This is a genomic window from Pseudomonas sivasensis, from assembly GCF_021391435.1.
Classification (GTDB): Bacteria; Pseudomonadota; Gammaproteobacteria; order Pseudomonadales; family Pseudomonadaceae; genus Aquipseudomonas; species Aquipseudomonas sivasensis.
This window is the reverse complement of sequence record NZ_CP090029.1, coordinates 2,768,723-2,788,306: the sequence shown is the minus strand read 5'-3', so window position 1 is coordinate 2,788,306 and position 19,584 is coordinate 2,768,723. Positions and strand designations below refer to the sequence as shown.

Sequence of the window (19,584 nt, the reverse complement as noted above, 5' to 3'; positions counted from 1 at the left end):
GCGCCTACCGTGGAGCCTCGTAACTGCCAGTTTGATGGAGCGAGCACCATGGCGACGCTTTCCCCGCCGTACTTTTTCGACGAATTCCTGCTGCCTGCCGGGCGTAAACAGCCGACGCCACGGGAGCGGGCGTTGGGATTTACCGTCAAGGATCTGGAGTGGCTGCATACGCTTTACTACGCCACGGATGCAGCCCGCCAGGATGCGGCCCTGCAAACGCACCCCATGCAGGTGGAGCGACTGCTGATCAACCGTCCTGGAAAACCCGCGCTGACCCTGACTGGCGCGTTCCTGATGAGTCCGACACCGGACGACAATAAAGCCGTGCTCTATACCCCCTACGGCGGGCTGGAGCTGTTCGACAGCCGCGCCGTGCTGCTTGCTGCGGTGCACGAGCGCATGCAGTCACCAACGCAGCGAGACGACCTGCTGTGCTTTATATCAATCGCTGAACGTGACGCGCTGCCGGTAGACGCGCCGGTAACAATCACCACCGCCATCATCCAGGGCGCGGTGATGCAGGATCAGGAGGACGCCATTATGGCCAGCCAGCAGCAGAACGTAGCTGCCCTACTCAATGAGCTGCGCAAGCTGCCGAGCCTGCACGGGATGCTTGATAGCCTGCTCGGCATCATGGCCCGTTCCTTCTTTCCTAAGTTGAAACAGGCCGACACGCGGGTGGATTTTTTCAGCCGCGCCTCGCAGCAAAAAGACCGTCGTTGGCTGGCCTCACTACCGTTGCGCGATGCACTGCTGCAGTTTTATGCCAAACAAGCCTGGCCCCAGGATCAAACTCATTCGTTCGTCAATATCGGCTACGACAGCAGCGCCTTGACCGCGGACCAACGCGCCCTCGACCAGCAGCGCTGGGACAGTGTGATCGAACAAACCAGCGGCGTTCTTTCCTCGTTACTGAAAAGCCTGCTACAGACCTACTGGAACGAAGACGTCAGCGCGGGCCAGTCGCGCCTGACGTTTTGTGCCCGGGTAATGCGCGAAAAGTTTCGCGCCGATCTGTTGCTCAAACGCCAAAACGCGATTATCTCCACCCCAGAGAGCCAGCAACTGCGCGCCGCGTTCCTGCTGGACTCGGCCGCGAGCACAGCGCCCGCAGATGATTTGCGCATAGAAAAGGTGCGTATTCACGCGCCCTATCAACATTACGTCGACCTCGCCAGCACGTTGATGATCAGCAAGGCCCACACCTACCTCTACACCCAGTCCCGCGGTCTGCAAGTGCTCAAGGATCTGAACGACCTCAACGACACGCTGCTGGCGATGCTCAAGGCCGCCGGCCATCAGGATGAGCTGCTCAACTTTCTCTCGCTGGATGAACGCAGCGTGTATATCGGCATGGATCACGTTCAGGTCAGCGGACAACCGATGCAGGGCGATGTCTTCCAGGACATGCTCGAAGACATCGTCGCCAAGCAGTTCGACAACCTTGAGCATGCCCTCGGCGTGTACCACCGCAGCGCCAGCGACATCGACCTCGCCGCGCTGCTCGACCATGCGCTGGACGTGCGCACCCTGCTCGATAGCCGTCTGCTGGTGCAGGACGCCGGCGGGCGCTGGTCGGTTCACCCCGTGTCCAGCGGCAATGGGCACCCCAGCACCGTGCTGGCGGAAACCGCCAAACGTCATCTGCAGCCCCTGCAGGCCGTTGAAACCGCCATGGCTATGGGGCGCAGCAAACATCCGACCTTGGGCGTGCTGGCGGCCCATGCGTTGGACCTGGAGCTGGCGAAAAGACAGCTGGCGCTCGACGCCGACGATGTCTGCATCAATACCTATGCCACCCCGGGCCAGGAACGTGAGGAGCGCTTGCCCGTGGAGTCTTCGAGCATGGTCGCGCACTTTATCGCGCGGGTGACCGGTCAGGCCGAAGCACTTACGCCCTCGGCCCTGACCTGGTTCTACGGCCTTCGCAGTGAAGGCGTCGCCCGGCAACTGCACAACCTGAGCGTCGATAGCTTCAATGCCATCATCGAGCAGGTGATGAGCACCTTCGCCCAGCACGAGCTGCGCGAACTGCCGCACCTGCTGCTGGACAACAACCAGGCCCATCTAAGCCACGGCCTGTTGCAGGGGTTGAGCGGCGAGGCCGAGATGAGCCGGTTATACAAAAGTTTGTCGCCGCAGCAACTGGCGCTGCTCGACTGCGTGCTCAACGCCGACAGCCTGCGCAGCCGCGCCAGCCGTCACGGGCTCAACGGCTTCCTGCCGGACGCATACGCCCTGAGTCTCTGCAGTGACGCAGCCGCCCTGCCCCAGCCCCTGGCCAACTGTTTTGTACTGACCGAACGCGGAGGTCTGGACCCCGATCACTCCGGCGCGGCCCTGCTGTGGACCCCGCGCTCTGGGTTTGAGGCGTTTGCATCCATCCAGGCGCTGGGTGAGGTGCTGGGGCAACGCTTGCAAGATCCGCTGGTCTGCTGGCCCTTGCTCGAAAACCTGCCGGTATCCAGCCGCATGCCCCACCAGACCTACCGCTTGGGCCCGCTGCAACGCATTGACGATCATCTGCTGGATAACCGCCAACGCTCCTACAGCGCCTGGCTGCGCGACGAGATTGACCATCTACTGGCAATGAAACCCGGCGTGCAGCGCTTCCAGGACTGCATGGACGCATTGATCCGCCGCGCGCCACCGTCCAACCTGCCCAGGGCGATTGCCATGGCGCACGCGATGATCCACCAGCAGTCACTGCCGGTCTGGCTGGGCATGGCGTCGCCGGATGAACAGATACTGCACGCCGAACTGCTTGAGCAGTACCGCCTCAGCGCGCCGCAGGAGCGTGACTATCTGCACAGCATTACGCCCCTGCGCGAGCAGGTCGTTAACACGTTGACGAGCCTGCTCGATGCTCGCTTTGCCCAACAAGCGCTCAACCCCGATAACATCCTGATTCCCTGCCGTATTGACCTGGACGGCCACACGCAGACCCTCACCGATTTCGCCCTGCGGCACTTGCCGGACCTGCATGCCGAGCGCATCCGGCCAAGCTCGCGCACCGCCACGCCGTTACCGGCGGCGCTGGACGGCGATGCCGTCGTGCAACTGGTGCGCCAACTGGACTTGAAAGGCATCTACCAGCAACGGCTTATCACCCACCTCAAGCAACCAAGCGAAGACGCGCGCGCGCGGCGAACTCTGTTTTGCCGGCAGTTACCCTGGCAACTCCTGCAATACGCCCATGAGCAGATGCTCAATGAGCGACTGTCTGCCAACGCCTGGAGCCTCATCCAGCAAGTGTTTGACATGCCCGATGCAGTGGCGCGTGCCAGCGTGAGTGGCAGCTCGGCCACCGTCCGCCACTTGGAGTTGATCGCCACCGAAGGCGCAGCAAGCGCCAGGGCGCTGGGTTGCTACCTGATAGGTCCGCAGGCCGGCGCGTCCGGGCCGCTGGTGCTGTACGCGCCCTTCAGCCCCCAGCATTTGCTGAAGGAATTCGCCAGCGAAGCGGCGCTGCTCAGTGAGTTCACCAACCCCGGCGCACTGCAGGACTGGATCGTGGGGCAACTGGAGGGGGCGCAGCGCGCCACCTATCGCAACCTGCTGGACAAGGGCTGGCACGTCGGACTGGCAGAAATCACCCTCGGCGCAACGCCCATGGGCGGCAACCTGCTCAAGCAACTGTTTGAGGACAACGTGCAGATGCTGCTGCAGATGCTAGGCGCGCAGTTTGCCCCGTCGGGCAAGACCCATTGGGATGCGATCACTTGCCTGCTCACTCAGGAAATCCCCAACGGCCTCCAGTTCCTGGCCGGCAAACTGGCCTATCCGCTGGTGGTGTGGCGCAGCTATCAACTGTTCAAAGACTCCGCCGAAAACCTGCAGGCGCACCGCTGGAGGCACGCACTGAAAACCTTCGCCCTCGGCGTGGCTGAACTGGCCTCGTTGCGCAAAGCGCTGGACAGGCCCCTGCAACAGACGCCGCCACCTGCAGAGCAGCCGTCAGTGGAGCGGTGGCTGCAAGCGCCTGCCCCCGCAGCCGCCAACCTGGACGAGTTGGCAATAACCGCGCCCGAACGCACACAGTTGCGCGGTTTTGAACACCACGATGACGCCCTCGGCGACTTGTCATTCAGCTCAGCCAACCAGGTGTATCGGGATGACACCACCTCGCGCAATTTCCTGCCGCTGGCGGGAAAAGTCTATCCGGTAAAACGCGCCGGCGAACGCTGGCGCCTGAGCAAGGGCGATCGGCTGGGCCCCTATGTACAGCGCAACGCCCACGGCCAGTGGACGCTGGACCTCGACCGCCATCACCCACGCTACGGCAAAACCTTGAGCCGCTACGCCGGCAAAATGAGCACACGCCTGGCCGAACGGAACGCCATCAACATTGAAGCCGTGGGCATGCGCGAGATCGCCGCGCTATCCAGTTGGAAGGCCCAGTGCATTGATGAAGCGCTGAATGTGGCGACTTACTATGCGGTGACCTGCAAGCGCAACTTGCTGCACTTCGCCACGCTTCGTGAACCGAGCAGCCGCCTGGGGCGTTTTTTCAGTGAATTTTTCGGCGTTGTCTCGCTGGCGCCCGAACAAGTGCGAAGGGTCGAGCGGCGCATTGACGAGGTGCTTGATGAACTGATCAATCACACCCTGATCGGGCCCGACTCGATGCGGTTTGTCAGCGGCACCCATCGGTACAGCCCCCACGATTCCTTTGCTTTCGTCGTGCCCGACGATGCCGACCACAAGATCTACTTGCTGGACCGCTTCTTCGACCCGCCCATGGACATCTATCAGAACCGCCTGACCACGCCGTTCAACATCTGCGCCCATGCGCGCGCCACGGTGCTGATACACGAGATCACCCACATCAAATCTCTGACCGAGGACCTGGCTTACCTGGACAGCATGCGGCCCTTCCCGGACCTCATCAACGTTGCCATCAACGGCGCCACGCTGATGAAAACCGACCTGGATAACCTGCGGGATAACGCACTGTCGATCTCCACACCTGCCAGCATGCTGTTCAGAACCTGGGATGCGTTTTCCCAGCAATGGGAGGATTTCGGCAGCCGCCGCTTGACCGCGCCGTTGCGCGATAAAGTCCTGAGCACCACCGGCGCCCGCACACTGGAGGAGGCGCGATCGGTGTTCATGAGCAACAGCGACAAGCGTATCGACACGATTCTGGCCAACGCCGACTCGGTGACCTGCATGATCAGCGAGCTGGGGCGCAGTCTGGATGCGGGAGCCTGAGCAGGCTCCCGGCGGGGTAGATCAATCTTTCTGGTCGCGCAGGATATTGCCCGAAGCGCCGTCGATACGTGCTTCATAAACGGTGCCGTCGGACTTGCGCCCTTTGACTTCCCAATAACCGTTGTCGTCGGCTTCAGCGGCGTAGACCTCGACATAGCCTGCCTTGGTCTTGGCCACTTCGATGGCCTTCTCGATGGTGATCCAGCCCGCACCCGGTTTATCGGCCAGCGCGGCGCCGGCGCTGAGCAGCGCAGTGGTTGCACACAGGGCGACTAAGGTTTTCTTCAGCATTTTCGTTCTCCATTGTAGGAATGTCCTGAATTTTTTAGGCGCCTCCAAACGAGAATAAGTTCCAATTGATGTGCAATCGCCATGATGGATGTTCTCGCGATGCACCCTGGGGGTTAGAATGTGGGAAATCAGGATGAGTTAATGAGCGAAAAGTCCCTTTCAGAAGCCGAATATGACGCCATCACCGACGCCGCTGCGCATTGGTGCATGCGTATGCATGCAAGTGATTGCACCCCCGGTGAACGTCAGGCTTTTGCCCAATGGCACGATTGCGACCCGCTGCACGCCTTCGAATACGCCGCGATGCTGGAAATCTGGGACGTCGCCGACCATCTGCCCCGCCACGAACCCACCGCCTTGGTGGTGCCGTTCAAACCGCGCAGTCGGCTACGTACCTACGCCGCCGCGGCAGCCATATGCCTGGCAGCCTTACCGGTGGCGGCCTTTACCGGTTGGGAAGCGGGCTGGCTGCCCAATGCCTACGAGCGCTTTGAAGCCGCCGATGGTTTGCGCCAGGTGACGTTGGGGGATGGCAGTCAAGTGGAGCTGAACCTCGGCACTGAACTGGTCTACAGCAACTACAAAGACCAACGTCGGGTCACGCTGAAAAAGGGCGAAGCGTTTTTCAAAGTCAGCCACGACCGTGAGCATCCTTTCGTCGTGCGTGCCGGCGAAGGTCAGGTGCAGGTGACGGGCACGCAATTCAATGTGTGGAAATACGGCGATCAGGTGCGGGTCATGCTGCTTGAAGGCGCAGTCCAGATTTCCAGCGACCGGATCCACGGCAGCGTGCCGCTTACCCCCGGGATGCAGGCCAGCTATCAATTGGGCGACGCCACACCGCGCGTCGCCACGATCAGCCCCAACGACAGCGCGCTGGCCTGGCGCCAGGGCAAGCTGATCCTCGACAACCTGGCCCTGGTCGACGCGTTGCCGCTGATCAACCGCTACCTGAACAAACCGGTGATGCTCGCGGATGCCAGCACCGGGGCGATTCGCATTGGCGGGATCTACAACATCAATGAAGTCAACAACCTCATCCCCTCCCTGCCCAAGGTGCTGCCGGTCTACCTGACCCAGAACCAGGATGGCAACCCCGTGCTCAACTCCATTCCGCGTCAATCCCCTAAAGGCTGAGCCTGATCCACATCCCCGGGATTCTTTGCGCCCGCAGTGTCCATTTTTGAAACACACGGCGCCTCTGAAGCGCCCGTACTGTGCGGATTCATCGATTTGTCATGGGCGGTGTTACAGCGGTGATACAACAGGGTGAATCGTTTGTGGTACGGCCGGGTGCGCGTGCCGTAACCGCAGGTGTATCAGCCATGAAACAGCACTGACATCACTTTGCCCTCGATTAACTCCAACCTATTGAAAATAAACACTAAATAAAAAGCGGCACGGCTTCTGCTCTATCCCTAACAGCGCTGTTTAGGGTCAGCGCGAAGAATAGGGAATGCCGCCGTGATCACACTCACTCAAGGTCCGATGAACGTACTGCTGATCAGCTGTGTACTCAGCGTCGGCATCAGTGTTCCAAGCTTTGCAGGCGATGGCGTGATCGTGACAGGGCGCAACGTACAGGCTCACATGTACGGTCGCGCCGCCTTCGGTAAAGACCCCTACCCCACCACCGCCAACGCCAATCCCAGCCGCGACATCATCGGTGCAACCGGCGAGCTCAGTGATATGGATATCGGCGGCATCAGCAGCGGCTCCAGCATCGTCGGCGCGATTCCGACGAACAACACCTTGACCGGCCTGCATGCCACGCAAAACAGCATGTCCACCCTGGGGGCCGGCTCTGCCGCCGGCCACGGTGCGGGCAGCAGCATGGGTGGACAGATCAGCGACTCGATCCAGCGCGGCATGGCGCCGCTGAACAACATCGGCAGCATGATGGGGGGCAAGTAATGAACCGCTCCCTGCTCGTTCTCGCCCTGCTGGCCGCCGCTCCGGTCTTCGCCGACAACACCGCGGTGATCAACAACAGCGGCCAACAATACGAAGGTGTCGTGTCGATCAACCAGGCGGCCGGCAACCAGCAACAAATGTCCAACAGCCGTGCCATTGCGCTCGGTGGCCAGGCCACCAACGTCAACATCCAGCGCCAGAACGGCAGCGTCGACCCGTCCCTGAACGCCAAAGCGGCGATTCATGGCACCTCTTTTACCAACGGCAACGGTGTGCTGGGTATCAACCAGTCGGCCGGGGCCAATAACCAATCAGTCAATGCCGTGCGGATCAGCATTAACCCTGGCCCGCAAAGCATTGATGACAGCGTCCTGTTGCAACAGAACTCGACGCAGTTGACCGACTCAGGGCTCACCCCCACCACTGGCAGCCGCCAGGTCGCTACCAGCGACCAGGCCTTCACAGGCAGCCGAGGAGTGATTCAGGTGAACCAGAGTGCCGGGGTGGGGAACCGAGTGGCTAACACCCTAGGCATCACTATCAAGTAAACGCTTGGTAGTACTCGTTAGACCGTACCAACACTTAACCAACTAATTAGAAGCAAGGAGAAACACCATGAAACCTCAAATGGCTCTGAAACCAATGGTTTTCGCTCTCGCCGCACTCATGGCTGCTGCTGCTCAGGCAGGTGGTGGTTGGCACCCTGCGCCTCAACCAACCGGCGTTGTTGCCTCTGTCGTTACAGACGTACAAAACAGCGGCGGCAACAAGTTTGACGACACCAAAACCGAAAACAATGCCTCTGCCGACAACTCGGTAAACGGCAACAGCGGCAACACCGGTGTTAACGTTCAGTCGGGCAGCGGTAACCAGGCAGACAACTCCGGCGCCATCTCCAGCGCCAAGGGTGACTTTGCAACAGTATTCGCTGTCGTCGATGTCAATCAAAACAGCGCGCTGAACAACTTCGTCAACAAAGGCACCCAGAACAACGCCTCTGCGGATAACTCCCTTAACGGTAACTCCGGCAACCTGGGTTACAACGGCCAGGCCGGTCAAGGCAACCAGGGTAAAAACAACCTGGCAATCACCACTGCTGATGGCAAAAACATCGCAGCGGCCGCCAACACCGAGCAAAACTCCCTCGCCAACAGCTACCTGAACACTGCCGCTACCAGCTACGGGTATGGCCATGGCAAGGCTCAATACGTGTCCAACAACTCCAGCCTCGACAACTCGGTTAACCGCAACTCCGGCAACGTGGGTGTGAACCTGCAATCCGGCTCGGGCAACCAAGGCAGCAACAGCCTGTCGATCGGTCAAGGTTGCACCGTCTGCGCCAGCGGCGTGCGCTTCTGATCCAACGGGGCCTTGGCAACAAGGCCCTTTTTTATTCCAGTGTCCAGCAGGTCACACGATCATGCGCGTCGCGACCCTCACCCTCCTGATGTTACTCACCGGCCCAACGTGGGCAGGCAACATGGCGATCTCCGCCCTGCCTGGCGGTGCAGTGATCTACAAGAAGGTCGAGAGTATCCGTGAGCGCCGGTTCGCCAACCTGGTGGAACAGAAAACCGATTTCAGCTGCGGTGCTGCGGCACTCGCCACCATTCTGCGCCAGGGTTACTGGCTGGACGTGGACGAAGATCACGTCATCAAAGGCATGTTGGTCAATGCAGACCAGGACCTGGTACGTACCCAGGGCTTTTCCATGCTGGACATGAAGCGCTACCTCGAAAGCATCGGCATGCGTGCCCGGGGCTACAAGATCGGACCAGAGACCCTGGTCACCGTGAAGATCCCTGTGGTGGTGCTGCTGGAAATTCGTGGCTACAAGCACTTCGTGGTGATGCAGCGCGCGGACAAGGACTGGGTCTATATCGGCGACCCGGTATTGGGCCACAAGCGCTATTCGCGTGACGACTTCCTCAAGGGCTGGAATGGCATCGTCTTCGCTGTGCTGGGTGAAGGTTACGACAAGGCCAATGCCTTGCTCGACCCGCCTACTCCGCTGACCGCCAAGAACCAGTTGAATGAGTTCAGGCCCGTAGGCGATGCCGAGCTGATGGACTTCGGTTTTATCCAGAGCGACTTCTTCTAAGAAGCGCAATAAGGGGCAGGACGCTCCAGGAGCAGAAGATGAACACTTCCCGTTGGCTGACGGTCATGTGTCTGGCAGCCTCAATGCCCGCTTATGCTTCATCGGGGTTCAAACCGATCGAACTCAAGGATTCGGAAATGGCCGACCTGCGCGGCCGTTACGTCATGCCGGGGCGCATCATTAGCTTCGGCATTGTCATGAGCAGCACGTGGACCAACGCCGTGGGTGACACCATCACCGGCAAGGCCAGCATGCAGGTCGACTCGTCGACCATCACCCCACAATTCTACGTACAGACCACCGGCTCGACCGGCAACGGGACCAACCCGAACACCGGTACCGGCACAGTCACAGGCGGCGCCGGGCTGGGCAGTGGCCAAGGCGTGACCCAGAGCGTGCGAACCGCTGGCGATGGCAACACCGCCTATAACAACGTAGGCATTACCGTCGAGAACGGCTTCGCGCCTTCCAACGCGGTGCAATCGGGGCAAGTACTGGTCGCCGGCGGTACCGTTACCGGGGACAGCGCAGCAGGCCGGGTGAGTGTGTCGGCCAACAATGGGGGCTTGCAGATGGCGATCCAGGCCAACCATAACCAGGGCAACAGTTTGCAGCAGATCGGCGGCGGTACTGTGCTGCAAGGTACGGTTTTGACCGGCAACACCAACTTCGTCAACAACATGACCCAGCTCAACGTCGTGATGAATAACAACGGTTTGAACAACGGTGCGCTGAACTGCAACTTGGACCAACTCAAAGGCCTACGCACCCTCGGTTATTGAACTACGCTGACCCTCGACACTTACGCATTAGAAAAGGACGGCTTATTTCATGCATCGATCGTTATCGCTTCATGCGGTGGTCTGTTTAAGTACGCTCTTGCCTGCATCCGTTCTGTATGCCGCGCCAGACGCCGATATAGAAACGCTCAAACAGGAACTTCTAGAACTCAAGCAGCGGTATGACGTTCAGCAAAAAGCTTTGGCGGTACTGGAACAACGGGTACGACAGGTCGAAGATCAACCGTCGGCACCGGCGCCCAAGCGCCTGGCCAAATCGCCGGCAGACTTTCAGAAAGCCAGTGGCGCGACGGTCGCAGGCACGGGCGCCGCAGCAGCATCCGGCGGCGCCGGTGGTGGTGGCGGCAGTTCCTACGGCCAGTCCCTCAAGGACGACTCGGCCCCTGCGCAAAGTGTGAGTAACCTCTATAACGAAGCCAGCGGCTTTTTCGGGAATGGCAAGTTCAGCTTTGAAACCGGCATTACCTATGCCCGTTACGATGCTCGCCAGTTGACCCTCAACGGCTTTCTGGCGCTGGACTCGATTTTCCTCGGCAATATCAACCTGGACCGGATCAAGTCCGATAACTGGACCCTGGACCTGACCGGGCGCTACAACTTCGATAATCGCTGGCAGTTCGACGTGAACGTGCCCGTGGTGTACCGCGACTCCACCTACCAGTCCGCCGGCGCCGGCAACAACGGCACGGCGACGTCGGAAGCCTCGGTCACGCGCGACCCGACCATCGGCGACGTCAACTTTGGTGTGGCGTACAAATTCCTCGACGAAACTCCCAATCTGCCGGACGCCGTGGTGTCGGTGCGGGTCAAGGCGCCTACGGGTAAAGAACCGTTTGGTATCAAGCTGGTCAACACACCCGGCAACGACAACCTGTTCGTGCCGGAAAGCCTGCCTACGGGTAACGGGGTCTGGTCGGTCACGCCGGGGATTTCCCTGGTCAAGACCTTCGACCCGGCGGTGTTGTTTGGCTCGCTCTCCTACACCCACAACTTCGAGGGTTCGTTCGACGACATCAGCAGTGACGTCAACCAGAAGGTCGGCGGCAAGGTCAGCCTGGGTGACAGCTTCCAGTTTGGCGTTGGTGTGGCCTTTGCCCTCAACGAGAAGATGAGTATGTCGTTCTCGGTGTCGGACCTGGTGCAGCGCAAGAGTCGGCTCAAGCCTAATGGCGGCGACTGGCAGTCGGTGGTGTCCAGTGATGCGAACGCCGGGTACTTCAACGTGGGGATGACGATCGCGGCATCGGATAATTTGACGATCGTGCCGAACCTGGCGATTGGGATGACGGATGATGCGCCGGACTTTACGTTTAGCCTGAAGTTTCCGTATTACTTTTAACTGATCCGACGGTGTATTCCTGAGGCGAAGGAGCTTGCTCCGATAACGTAATAAAAGGAAAAGCCCCGCAACGATAAGGGTCGTTGCGGGGCTTTTCGGTTTACCCGCCCTAGCGGATCTGGTGTTTGTGCAGCAACCGATAGAACGTTGGCCGGGAAATTCCCAGGACGCGGGCAGCGACACTCAAGTTATCGCTGTGCCGGTTGAGCACATCGCACAGCGCCTGGCGTTCGGCGCGGTGTTTGTAGTCTTCCAGTGTAGACAGGGGTGGCGAAATTGCCTGTTCGCTGATCAATCCCAGATCAATAGCCTCGATCTGCCGCCCTTCGGCGAGTACCAGGCCACGACGCACGCGGTTGGCCAACTCGCGCACATTGCCCGGCCACGGATGTTGCCCCATCGCCACCAGCGCGTCTTCGCTGAAACTGCGCGGACGGCGGCCGGTTTCCTGGCTGTAGAAGCGTGAGAAGTGGTTAGCCAGCATCGCTACGTCGCCATGGCGCTCGCGCAGCGGCGCAGTGACCACTTGCAGCACATTGAGTCGGTAGTACAAGTCCTCACGAAAAGCCCCCTTGGCCACAGCGGCTTCGAGGTCGACGTGAGTTGCCGCCAGTACCCGCACATCCACGGGGATAGGCTGGCTACCGCCGACGCGCTCAACCTGTTTCTCCTGGAGAAACCGCAGCAGATTGGCTTGCAGTTCCATGGGTAAATCGCCGATTTCATCAAGGAACAGCGTGCCGCCATGGGCCGCTTCGATGCGCCCGACCTTGCGCTGATGGGCGCCGGTGAAGGCGCCCTTCTCATGGCCGAACAGTTCGGATTGGATGAGGTGTTCAGGAATCGCGCCGCAGTTGATCGCGACAAAGGGCTTGGCGTGGCGTTGGGATTGGCGATGCAGGGTCTTGGCCACCAGTTCTTTACCGGTGCCACTGTCACCACGGATCAAAACCGGGGACTCGGTGGGTGCGAGCTTGGCCAATAGCTTGCGAAGTTCGCGAATCGGCCGACTGTCGCCGAGCAGTTCGTGCTCCGGCTCATTTACCGGGGCATTGCCCTTGCCGCGCAAGCGCGCCATGCCAAAGGCCCGGCCGAGGGTGACCTGCACGCGCGCGACGTCAAACGGCAGGGTATGGAAGTCGAAGAACCACTCGCAGACAAAATCACCGACATTCTGCAAACGCAGCACATCCTGGCTGAGCACAGCGATCCACTCGGTGCCGCTGCGGCCGATCAATTCCTTGACCGCTTCGGGGCGCTCCAGGTGATAGGGCTGCAACCGCAGCAAACCCAAGTCACACGACCGGTCGCCCACCGCCTCCAAAGCACAGCTGTCCACCTCCCAACCTGCCGTGCGCAAACCGGGCAATAGCCCATGGCAGTCATCGCAGGGATCGACCACGAGCAAGCGGCGTTGCGCAGGTGTAACAACCATGACTATTCCTTGGCGCCAAAATTGTTGATTGCTGGAGGTAAAGTTATTTAGAAACAACGGTTTGTGGCGCTCAGCGCTAACACTAGCAAAATCTTGACGCGGGCCTTGTACCGTTTCGCTATAAGTGCGGGCAAAAAGCCACCCACTGTCGCGTCCATCAAAAAAAGTTGGGCACGGCTAAAACTTTCATTCAGCTTTCAAAACAGCCGCTTACATGACAGTCATCAGGAAAAGTTAAAATTTGTTGCTCTAACATGTGACCCGTACCCCGTCATCGTGCATCAGTACAAGTAACCCGCCGCACGGTCAGCCCAACCGCCGGTACTCACTTGAATGGGCATTTAGAGAGAGACCCACATGAACGCCCCGCTCCGCATCAACGAAGCTCTTTTGATCGCAGACCGTGCTTTTCAGCCCTTTCAGTGCGTGGCCTGGCACGATGGCAACGGCGCCTTGAGCCTGAGCGTCATCGACCGCACCAATACCCGTATTGGCAGCAAACAACTGTCATCGAACACCTACAGCGACCCGGCGCAATTGGAAGACCTGCTGTTGCAGGCCCGTGCCGAACTCGACAAAGATGGCTACCAGTTGCAGTCCTGGGCGATGCCTAAGTAAGTTGCTGCACCAACTTCCGATCACTGCAAGACACTGATCGGAAGTTGGGCAACTGAACTTAAGACGTTTATCGCGCGGCGAGAATAAACCGCTCGATTGCCTCTGCAGCACCGTCATCAATATTACTACCGGTGACCACATTGGCCTGGCGCTTGACGGTTTCTTCCGCCTGCCCCATGGCAATCGATAATCCGGCTACCTGAAACATCGCCGGGTCATTTCCCCCATCGCCGATGGCCGCCGTCTGCTCCAGCGGGACCCCAAGGTGCGCCGCCAGGGTCTTCAAGGCCTCGCCTTTATTGGCCAGCATGGCCGTCACATCCAGATAAATCGGTTGCGAACGCGATACCTGCGCCAGGCCTTGCACCTTGGGCTGTAAACGCGCCTCCAGTTCCACCAACAACTGCGCGTTGTTGCTGGCGGCGACGATCTTGTCGATCCGATCCAGGTACGGCTCAAAACTCTCCACCACCACTGGCCCATACCCCAGGCCATGGGCTTCGCGCGGTTCCATCGGGCCTGGCGGGCCACGGCGCAGCCAATCGCCGTCGGCAAATACCCATGGTTCCACGTCCGGCTCGGCCGAGAACATCGCCAGTGCGACCAGCGCCGCCTCCGCCGGCAGATGGTGGGCAACAAGGATGCTGCCATCCGGGTTGATCAAGGTGCCGCCGTTAAAACCGGCTACCGGCACATCGATCCCGAAGGTCTCGATCAGGTGCAGCATGGCTTTGGGCGGTCGCCCGCTGGCGAGGCTGAAAAACACCCCCGCCTCGCGCAACGCACTGACCGCATCGACCGTGCGCTGGCTCAGACGGTGATCTGGGTGCAGCAACGTGCCGTCCACGTCGCTGAGGATGAAACGGATGGGATGAATCGCGGCATCACTCATCCCAGGGTGTGCCAAGTGCGACCATCGCGGGACAGCAACGCATCTGCAGCAGCAGGACCGTCTTCACCGGCCTTGTAAGCCTGGATTCCATCGTCTTCCTTCCACGCATCGAGAAATGGCTGCACGGCACGCCAGCCGTTCTCGATATTGTCGGCCCGCTGGAACAAGGTCTGATCGCCGGTCATGCAGTCGTAGATCAGGGTTTCGTACCCGGTCGACGGTTGCATCTCGAAGAAGTCCTTGTAGGCAAAGCCCAACTGAATGTTGGCCATATCGAGGGTCGGCCCTGGCTTTTTAGCGAGCAGGTCAAACCACATGCCTTCGTTGGGCTGAATCTGGATCTTCAGGTAGGTGGGCTTGAGCTCATCAACCTCGGTATCGCGGAACTGCGCATAAGGCGCCGGTTTAAAGCAGATCACGATTTCGGTGTCGCGCACGCTCATGCGCTTACCGGTACGCAGGTAGAACGGCACACCGACCCAGCGCCAGTTGTCGATCATCACCTTGAGGGCAACGAACGTCTCGGTGCTGCTGTCGGGCGCGACGTTGGCTTCTTCCCGGTAGCCCGGCAACGACTTGCCGCCGATTTCGCCAGCGGTGTACTGCCCACGCACCGAGTTGGCCCGCGCATCTTCCAGGGACCACGGCCGTACCGCGCCAATCACCTTGGCCTTTTCACCGCGCACAGCGTCGGCACCAAATGCGGCGGGCGGCTCCATAGCCACCATCGCCAACAACTGGAACAGGTGGTTCGGCACCATGTCCCGCAGGGTGCCGGTTTTTTCGAAGAAATTACCCCGTGTTTCCACACCAACGGTTTCGGCGGCGGTGATTTGCACATGATCAATGTAATGGTTGTTCCAGAACGCCTCGAACAGCACGTTGGAGAAACGGCTGATCAGGATGTTCTGTACGGTTTCCTTACCCAGATAATGGTCAATGCGGTAGATCTGCTTCTCGCTCATCACCTTGAGCAAGCTGGCGTTCAGCGCTTCGGCGGTGGCGAGGTCGGAGCCGAACGGCTTTTCGATCACCACACGCCGGAAGCTGTCATCAGTCTCCGTCAACAATCCGGCACTGCCCAGGCGCTGCACCACTTCACTGAAGAAGCGGGGCGCAGTGGCCAGGTAGAACACAGCGTTGCCGGTGCCGCTGTCGGCGATTTTCTTGCCGATGTCGGCGTAGGTGCTGTCGTCGAGGAAATCACCCTCGACGTAGCTGATGCCTTTGGCCAACTGCGCCCACAAGTCCGGGTCCAAAGCGTTCTCGCCATTACCCTTGACCTTGCTCGCAGCCTCGGTGCGAATGAAATCCTCGAGTTTCTTGGCGAAGTCGGCATCGCTGATGGCGTTGTGATCAACGCCTACAATGCGCAGCCCATCGCCCAACAGGCCATCACGACTGAGGTTGTACAGCGCCGGCATGAGCAGGCGCTTGACCAGATCGCCATGGGCGCCAAACAGAAACAGCGTGGTTGGAGGTGCGGGTTCGGCCTTGGGTTTCTTGCCGTTAGCGGTCATTTTTTGGAAGTCTCCACATGACCACCAAAGCCGAAGCGCATGGCAGACAGCATTTTGTCACCGTAGGTGCTCTGCTGGCGCGAGCGGAACCGCGCGAACAACGAGGTGGACAGTACCGGTACCGGCACGGCTTGTTCCATGGCGGCTTCGATGGTCCAGCGGCCTTCGCCACTGTCGGCGACGGAACCTGAGTAGTTTTCGAGTTTCGGGTCGCTGGCCAGGGCGTCGGCGGTCAGGTCCAGCAACCAGGACGAAACCACACTGCCACGGCGCCAGACTTCGGCGATATCGGCAACGTTGAGGTCGAAACGCTGGTCTTCCGGCAGGTTGTCCGAGTTCTTGGTCTTGAGGATGTCAAAACCTTCGGCGAACGCCTGCATCATTCCGTACTCGATGCCGTTGTGGATCATCTTGACGAAATGCCCGGAACCCGCAGGACCGGCGTGGATATAACCCTGCTCGGCGCGCGGGTCTGCGGAGGCGGAACGGTCCTTGGTGCGCGGGATATTGCCCAGGCCCGGTGCCAGCGCGGCGAAGATAGGGTCAAGGCGTTGCACAGTCTCTGTATCGCCACCGATCATCATGCAATAGCCGCGTTCCAGGCCCCAGACGCCGCCAGAGGTGCCGACATCAACGTAGTGCAGGCCCTTTTGCGCCAACGCCTTGCCGCGACGAACGTCATCCTTATAGTTGGTGTTGCCGCCGTCGATGATCACGTCACCGTCTTCGAGCAGCTCACTGAGTTCATTGATGGTGTTTTCAGTGGGGTCGCCTGCTGGCAACATCACCCACACGGCGCGAGGCTTTTGCAGCCCGGCAACCAGGGCTTTCAAGTCGGCAACGCCAGTGGCGCCCTCCTCGCTCAAGCCTTTGACAAATGCTTCGTTACGGTCGAAAACAACGGTGGTATGCCCATTGAGCATCAGGCGCCGTGCAATATTCCCGCCCATGCGGCCTAGTCCGATAATCCCCAGTTGCATGTGCTGATGCTCCTAACTACTAAATAAATGTGTGACATAGTTTATAGCGCAATGAGGCTAATGAGGGTTAGTCAGGGGCAGATCCATGTAGTTTCATGACAAAAAAGTTGCCATCGTTTCAACATCACAGCAGCAAAAGTCACACGACCACCAAAAATAAAAAAGTTCCATTGCGTTGAAAAAGAATTCAGAATTGCTTCCGACTGTTGCCGAGAACCTCGACTCAAGCGTTCTGGCACACCGCGACACACCGGCTATTTGCGAGGTAAGCAATGAGCACTGCACAGATGACCCGTCCTCCCCAGACCCTCTACGTCACGCTCCGTCGCGATGAACTGCGCCAGTTGAAAGACGAACGCGAGCAGTTGCAGCAGGAGGTCATGCGCCTGCGTGCTCATATCATTCAAGCCCAGCTGGATCAGCCTTACGGCGCGCAACCTGCGCTCTGCTGAGCCCTGTCATGACTTTGTAAGATAACGGCTACACAAATCTCACAAAGTTTTCACACGCACTTCCCGATACTCCCGCCCACAAGGGCCACCCCAATGCAAGGGTGGCCTCTATTGCGCGCAGCCCTGCGCGTGATTGAAAAACTACCGGGTTGGAGCGCTGGATGGCGATGTTCGAACGCAGCACTAAGTCTGCGAAAGGCTTTGATTGGGCCGGTCTTGGCTGGCTATTCCTGTTTTTCTGGTACTTCTCCGGCATCACACAACTGCTGATCCAGCTCAGCGGCACGTCCGGCTTCAGTGGTTTTCGCCAAGCGTTCTTCATGAGCGCACTGTGGCTCGCCCCCCTGCTCGTTTTCCCACGCCGTACGCGCTTGCTCGCCGCCCTGATTGGCGTGGTGCTGTGGGCCTGCTCCATGGCAAGCCTGGGTTACTTCTTCATTTACCAGCAGGAGTTTTCCCAAAGCGTCATCTTCATCATGTTCGAGTCGAACATCTCTGAAGCCGGTGAATACGCCACCCAATACTTCGCTTGGTGGATCGTGCTGGCCTTTATTGCCCACACCGCCGTCGCGGTTTTCCTGTGGACCCGCGTGCGACCGGTGTACCTGCCGCGCGGCCAAGCCCTGGTGGCGGCAACGGCGATCCTGGTGGCCATTGTCGGATACCCGCTGGTCAAGCAAATTGCCCGCAGCGACACCCTGGACGACGCCATCGACCGCTTTGAATCGCGCATCGAGCCTGCCGTGCCTTGGCAGATGATCGTCGCCTATCGCCGCTACACCGAACAACTCGACAACATGCAAGGCATGCTCGACAGCGCCAGCCAGATTGCGCCCTTGACCAATCTCAAGGACACCATGGCCGGCCAGCCCTCGACCCTGGTGCTGGTCATCGGCGAATCCACCAACCGCCAGCGCATGAGCCTCTACGGTTACCCGCGCAACACCACGCCGGAACTGGACAAACTGCGCGACCAACTGGCGGTGTTCGACAACGTCATCACCCCGCGCCCCTATACCATCGAAGCGCTGCAACAGGTGCTGACGTTCGCCGATGAAGAGAACCCGGACCTGTACCTGAAAACCCCGTCGATTGTCAGCGTGATGAAACAGGCCGGCTACAAGACTTACTGGATCACCAACCAGCAGACCATGACCAAGCGCAACACCATGCTCACGACCTTTTCCGAACAGGCCGACGAACAGGTGTACCTGAACAACAACCGCAACCAGAACGCACGCCAATACGACGGCGACGTCCTCGCGCCATTCTCCAAGGCCCTGGCCGATCCAGCGGAGCGCAAGTTCATTGTGGTGCACCTGCTCGGCACTCACATGAGCTACCAGTACCGTTACCCGCCGACGTTCGACAAATTCACCGATCGCCAAGGCGTACCGGCAGGCATCAGCGATGATCAATTGCCCACCTACAACAGCTACGACAATGCCGTGCTGTATAACGACTTCGTGGTGTCGAGCCTGATCAAGGATTACGCCAAGACCGATCCAAACGGCTTCCTGCTATACCTGTCCGACCACGGTGAAGACGTATTCGACTCCGCCGGCCACGCCACACTGGGACGTAACGAAGGCAAACCGACTGCGCCGATGTACACCATTCCCTTCATGGCCTACGCCTCGCCGAAATGGCGTGAGAGCCATGACTGGAGTTTCGCCGGCGATCTGCAACGCCCATACACCAGCTCGCAATTGATCCACACCTGGGCCGACCTGGCCGGGTTGAGCTCCGATGAAATCGACCGCAGCAAAAGCCTGGTCAGCGACAGTTTCAAAGCACGTCCGCAACTGATCGGCAACCCGTACTTGCGCCAGCAGAAGGCCCTGATCGACTTCAGCCTGATCAAGCCGAAGAAGGTTGGCCCGACCGATGTGGTGCTTCAGGAAGCGCCAGGTTCGTAACAGAAAGATAACAATCATTCTCGTTTATCCCTAAAGTTCCGCTCCTCCTTTCGTCTTTGAGCCAAGGCCTTCCCTTTCCGGGACGGCCGCAAAGACGACAAGGAGTCTC

16 protein-coding genes are annotated in these 19,584 nt (G+C 59.5%); 11 read left to right on the top strand and 5 right to left on the bottom strand.

Annotated elements, in window-relative coordinates:
- The first annotated feature begins 48 nt into the window (after positions 1–48).
- Positions 49–5,214 (top strand): dermonecrotic toxin domain-containing protein, encoded by a 5,166-nt coding sequence (locus tag LRO94_RS12425; protein WP_179179151.1) that lies wholly within the window; start codon positions 49–51, stop codon positions 5,212–5,214.
- 21 nt (positions 5,215–5,235) lie between these two features.
- On the opposite strand, the gene LRO94_RS12420 is transcribed toward LRO94_RS12425, so the two are convergent.
- The gene (locus LRO94_RS12420; protein ID WP_016979404.1) at positions 5,236–5,505 is read right to left on the bottom strand and encodes a PepSY domain-containing protein; all 270 of its coding nucleotides are present in this window, start codon (positions 5,503–5,505) and stop codon (positions 5,236–5,238) included.
- A 141-nt stretch (positions 5,506–5,646) separates the two neighbouring features.
- Between LRO94_RS12420 and LRO94_RS12415 the strand changes: the two genes are divergently transcribed.
- The 7 genes from LRO94_RS12415 to LRO94_RS12385 all read left to right on the top strand — a co-directional run bounded on the left by LRO94_RS12415 (position 5,647) and on the right by LRO94_RS12385 (position 11,659).
- Positions 5,647–6,642, top strand: a complete 996-nt coding sequence (locus LRO94_RS12415; RefSeq protein WP_095185903.1) for a FecR family protein — start codon at positions 5,647–5,649, stop codon at positions 6,640–6,642.
- Positions 6,643–6,969: 327 nt separating this feature from the next.
- A complete protein-coding gene (locus LRO94_RS12410) occupies positions 6,970–7,419 on the top strand; it encodes a hypothetical protein (protein WP_032887045.1) in 450 nt (149 codons plus the stop codon).
- Entirely contained in the window at positions 7,419–7,967 is a 549-nt protein-coding gene (locus LRO94_RS12405) for a hypothetical protein (RefSeq protein ID WP_032887046.1), read from the top strand. The genes LRO94_RS12410 and LRO94_RS12405 overlap by 1 nt, the downstream gene beginning before the upstream one ends.
- 67 nt (positions 7,968–8,034) lie before the next feature.
- Complete coding sequence (locus LRO94_RS12400; RefSeq protein ID WP_099602902.1) at positions 8,035–8,778, top strand: hypothetical protein; 744 nt, start codon at positions 8,035–8,037, stop codon at positions 8,776–8,778.
- A gap of 61 nt (positions 8,779–8,839) precedes the next feature.
- Positions 8,840–9,520 carry a C39 family peptidase gene (locus LRO94_RS12395; protein WP_122764295.1) on the top strand — a complete coding sequence of 227 codons (681 nt, stop codon included), beginning with the start codon at positions 8,840–8,842 and terminating at the stop codon, positions 9,518–9,520.
- A gap of 38 nt (positions 9,521–9,558) precedes the next feature.
- On the top strand, positions 9,559–10,302 hold the full coding sequence (locus tag LRO94_RS12390) for a hypothetical protein (protein WP_095185906.1): 744 nt from the start codon (positions 9,559–9,561) through the stop codon (positions 10,300–10,302).
- 49 nt (positions 10,303–10,351) lie between these two features.
- A complete protein-coding gene (locus LRO94_RS12385) occupies positions 10,352–11,659 on the top strand; it encodes an autotransporter outer membrane beta-barrel domain-containing protein (protein WP_032887051.1) in 1,308 nt (435 codons plus the stop codon).
- 109 nt (positions 11,660–11,768) lie between these two features.
- On the opposite strand, the gene LRO94_RS12380 is transcribed toward LRO94_RS12385, so the two are convergent.
- Positions 11,769–13,094: a sigma-54 dependent transcriptional regulator gene (locus tag LRO94_RS12380; protein ID WP_095185907.1), complete on the bottom strand. Its 1,326-nt coding sequence runs from the start codon at positions 13,092–13,094 to the stop codon at positions 11,769–11,771.
- 357 nt (positions 13,095–13,451) lie between these two features.
- On the opposite strand from LRO94_RS12380, the gene LRO94_RS12375 reads away from it, so the two are divergent.
- Positions 13,452–13,712 carry a hypothetical protein gene (locus tag LRO94_RS12375; protein WP_032887053.1) on the top strand — a complete coding sequence of 87 codons (261 nt, stop codon included), beginning with the start codon at positions 13,452–13,454 and terminating at the stop codon, positions 13,710–13,712.
- A 67-nt stretch (positions 13,713–13,779) separates the two neighbouring features.
- On the opposite strand, the gene LRO94_RS12370 is transcribed toward LRO94_RS12375, so the two are convergent.
- From LRO94_RS12370 to gnd, 3 genes are read right to left on the bottom strand one after another with little or no spacing between them, the layout of a single operon-like run.
- Positions 13,780–14,604: an HAD family hydrolase gene (locus tag LRO94_RS12370; protein WP_095185908.1), complete on the bottom strand. Its 825-nt coding sequence runs from the start codon at positions 14,602–14,604 to the stop codon at positions 13,780–13,782.
- Positions 14,601–16,124, bottom strand: coding sequence for a glucose-6-phosphate dehydrogenase (zwf, locus tag LRO94_RS12365; RefSeq protein ID WP_179179152.1), 1,524 nt, complete (start codon positions 16,122–16,124; stop codon positions 14,601–14,603). Before zwf ends, LRO94_RS12370 begins: the two co-directional genes overlap by 4 nt.
- Positions 16,121–17,104, bottom strand: a complete 984-nt coding sequence (gnd, locus tag LRO94_RS12360; protein WP_122753569.1) for a phosphogluconate dehydrogenase (NAD(+)-dependent, decarboxylating) — start codon at positions 17,102–17,104, stop codon at positions 16,121–16,123. Before gnd ends, zwf begins: the two co-directional genes overlap by 4 nt.
- A 272-nt stretch (positions 17,105–17,376) precedes the next feature.
- Between gnd and LRO94_RS12355 the strand changes: the two genes are divergently transcribed.
- Positions 17,377–17,556 carry a DUF6026 family protein gene (locus LRO94_RS12355; protein WP_256226376.1) on the top strand — a complete coding sequence of 60 codons (180 nt, stop codon included), beginning with the start codon at positions 17,377–17,379 and terminating at the stop codon, positions 17,554–17,556.
- 161 nt (positions 17,557–17,717) lie between these two features.
- Positions 17,718–19,475 carry a phosphoethanolamine transferase CptA gene (locus LRO94_RS12350; RefSeq protein WP_032887059.1) on the top strand — a complete coding sequence of 586 codons (1,758 nt, stop codon included), beginning with the start codon at positions 17,718–17,720 and terminating at the stop codon, positions 19,473–19,475.
- Positions 19,476–19,584 lie beyond the last annotated feature (109 nt).

Bases quoted from the DNA above. Each gene is read 5' to 3' on its own strand.
- LRO94_RS12415 (WP_095185903.1), top strand. From the start codon at position 5,647: ATGAGCGAAAAGTCCCTTTCAGAAGCCGAATATGACGCCATCACCGAC.
- LRO94_RS12420 (WP_016979404.1), bottom strand. From the start codon at position 5,505: ATGCTGAAGAAAACCTTAGTCGCCCTGTGTGCAACCACTGCGCTGCTC.
- LRO94_RS12380 (WP_095185907.1), bottom strand. From the start codon at position 13,094: ATGGTTGTTACACCTGCGCAACGCCGCTTGCTCGTGGTCGATCCCTGC.
- LRO94_RS12350 (WP_032887059.1), top strand. From the start codon at position 17,718: ATGGCGATGTTCGAACGCAGCACTAAGTCTGCGAAAGGCTTTGATTGG.
- LRO94_RS12370 (WP_095185908.1), bottom strand. From the start codon at position 14,604: ATGAGTGATGCCGCGATTCATCCCATCCGTTTCATCCTCAGCGACGTG.
- LRO94_RS12390 (WP_095185906.1), top strand. From the start codon at position 9,559: ATGAACACTTCCCGTTGGCTGACGGTCATGTGTCTGGCAGCCTCAATG.
- gnd (WP_122753569.1), bottom strand. From the start codon at position 17,104: ATGCAACTGGGGATTATCGGACTAGGCCGCATGGGCGGGAATATTGCA.
- zwf (WP_179179152.1), bottom strand. From the start codon at position 16,124: ATGACCGCTAACGGCAAGAAACCCAAGGCCGAACCCGCACCTCCAACC.
- LRO94_RS12375 (WP_032887053.1), top strand. From the start codon at position 13,452: ATGAACGCCCCGCTCCGCATCAACGAAGCTCTTTTGATCGCAGACCGT.
- LRO94_RS12385 (WP_032887051.1), top strand. From the start codon at position 10,352: ATGCATCGATCGTTATCGCTTCATGCGGTGGTCTGTTTAAGTACGCTC.
- LRO94_RS12425 (WP_179179151.1), top strand. From the start codon at position 49: ATGGCGACGCTTTCCCCGCCGTACTTTTTCGACGAATTCCTGCTGCCT.
- LRO94_RS12400 (WP_099602902.1), top strand. From the start codon at position 8,035: ATGAAACCTCAAATGGCTCTGAAACCAATGGTTTTCGCTCTCGCCGCA.
- LRO94_RS12405 (WP_032887046.1), top strand. From the start codon at position 7,419: ATGAACCGCTCCCTGCTCGTTCTCGCCCTGCTGGCCGCCGCTCCGGTC.
- LRO94_RS12355 (WP_256226376.1), top strand. From the start codon at position 17,377: ATGAGCACTGCACAGATGACCCGTCCTCCCCAGACCCTCTACGTCACG.
- LRO94_RS12395 (WP_122764295.1), top strand. From the start codon at position 8,840: ATGCGCGTCGCGACCCTCACCCTCCTGATGTTACTCACCGGCCCAACG.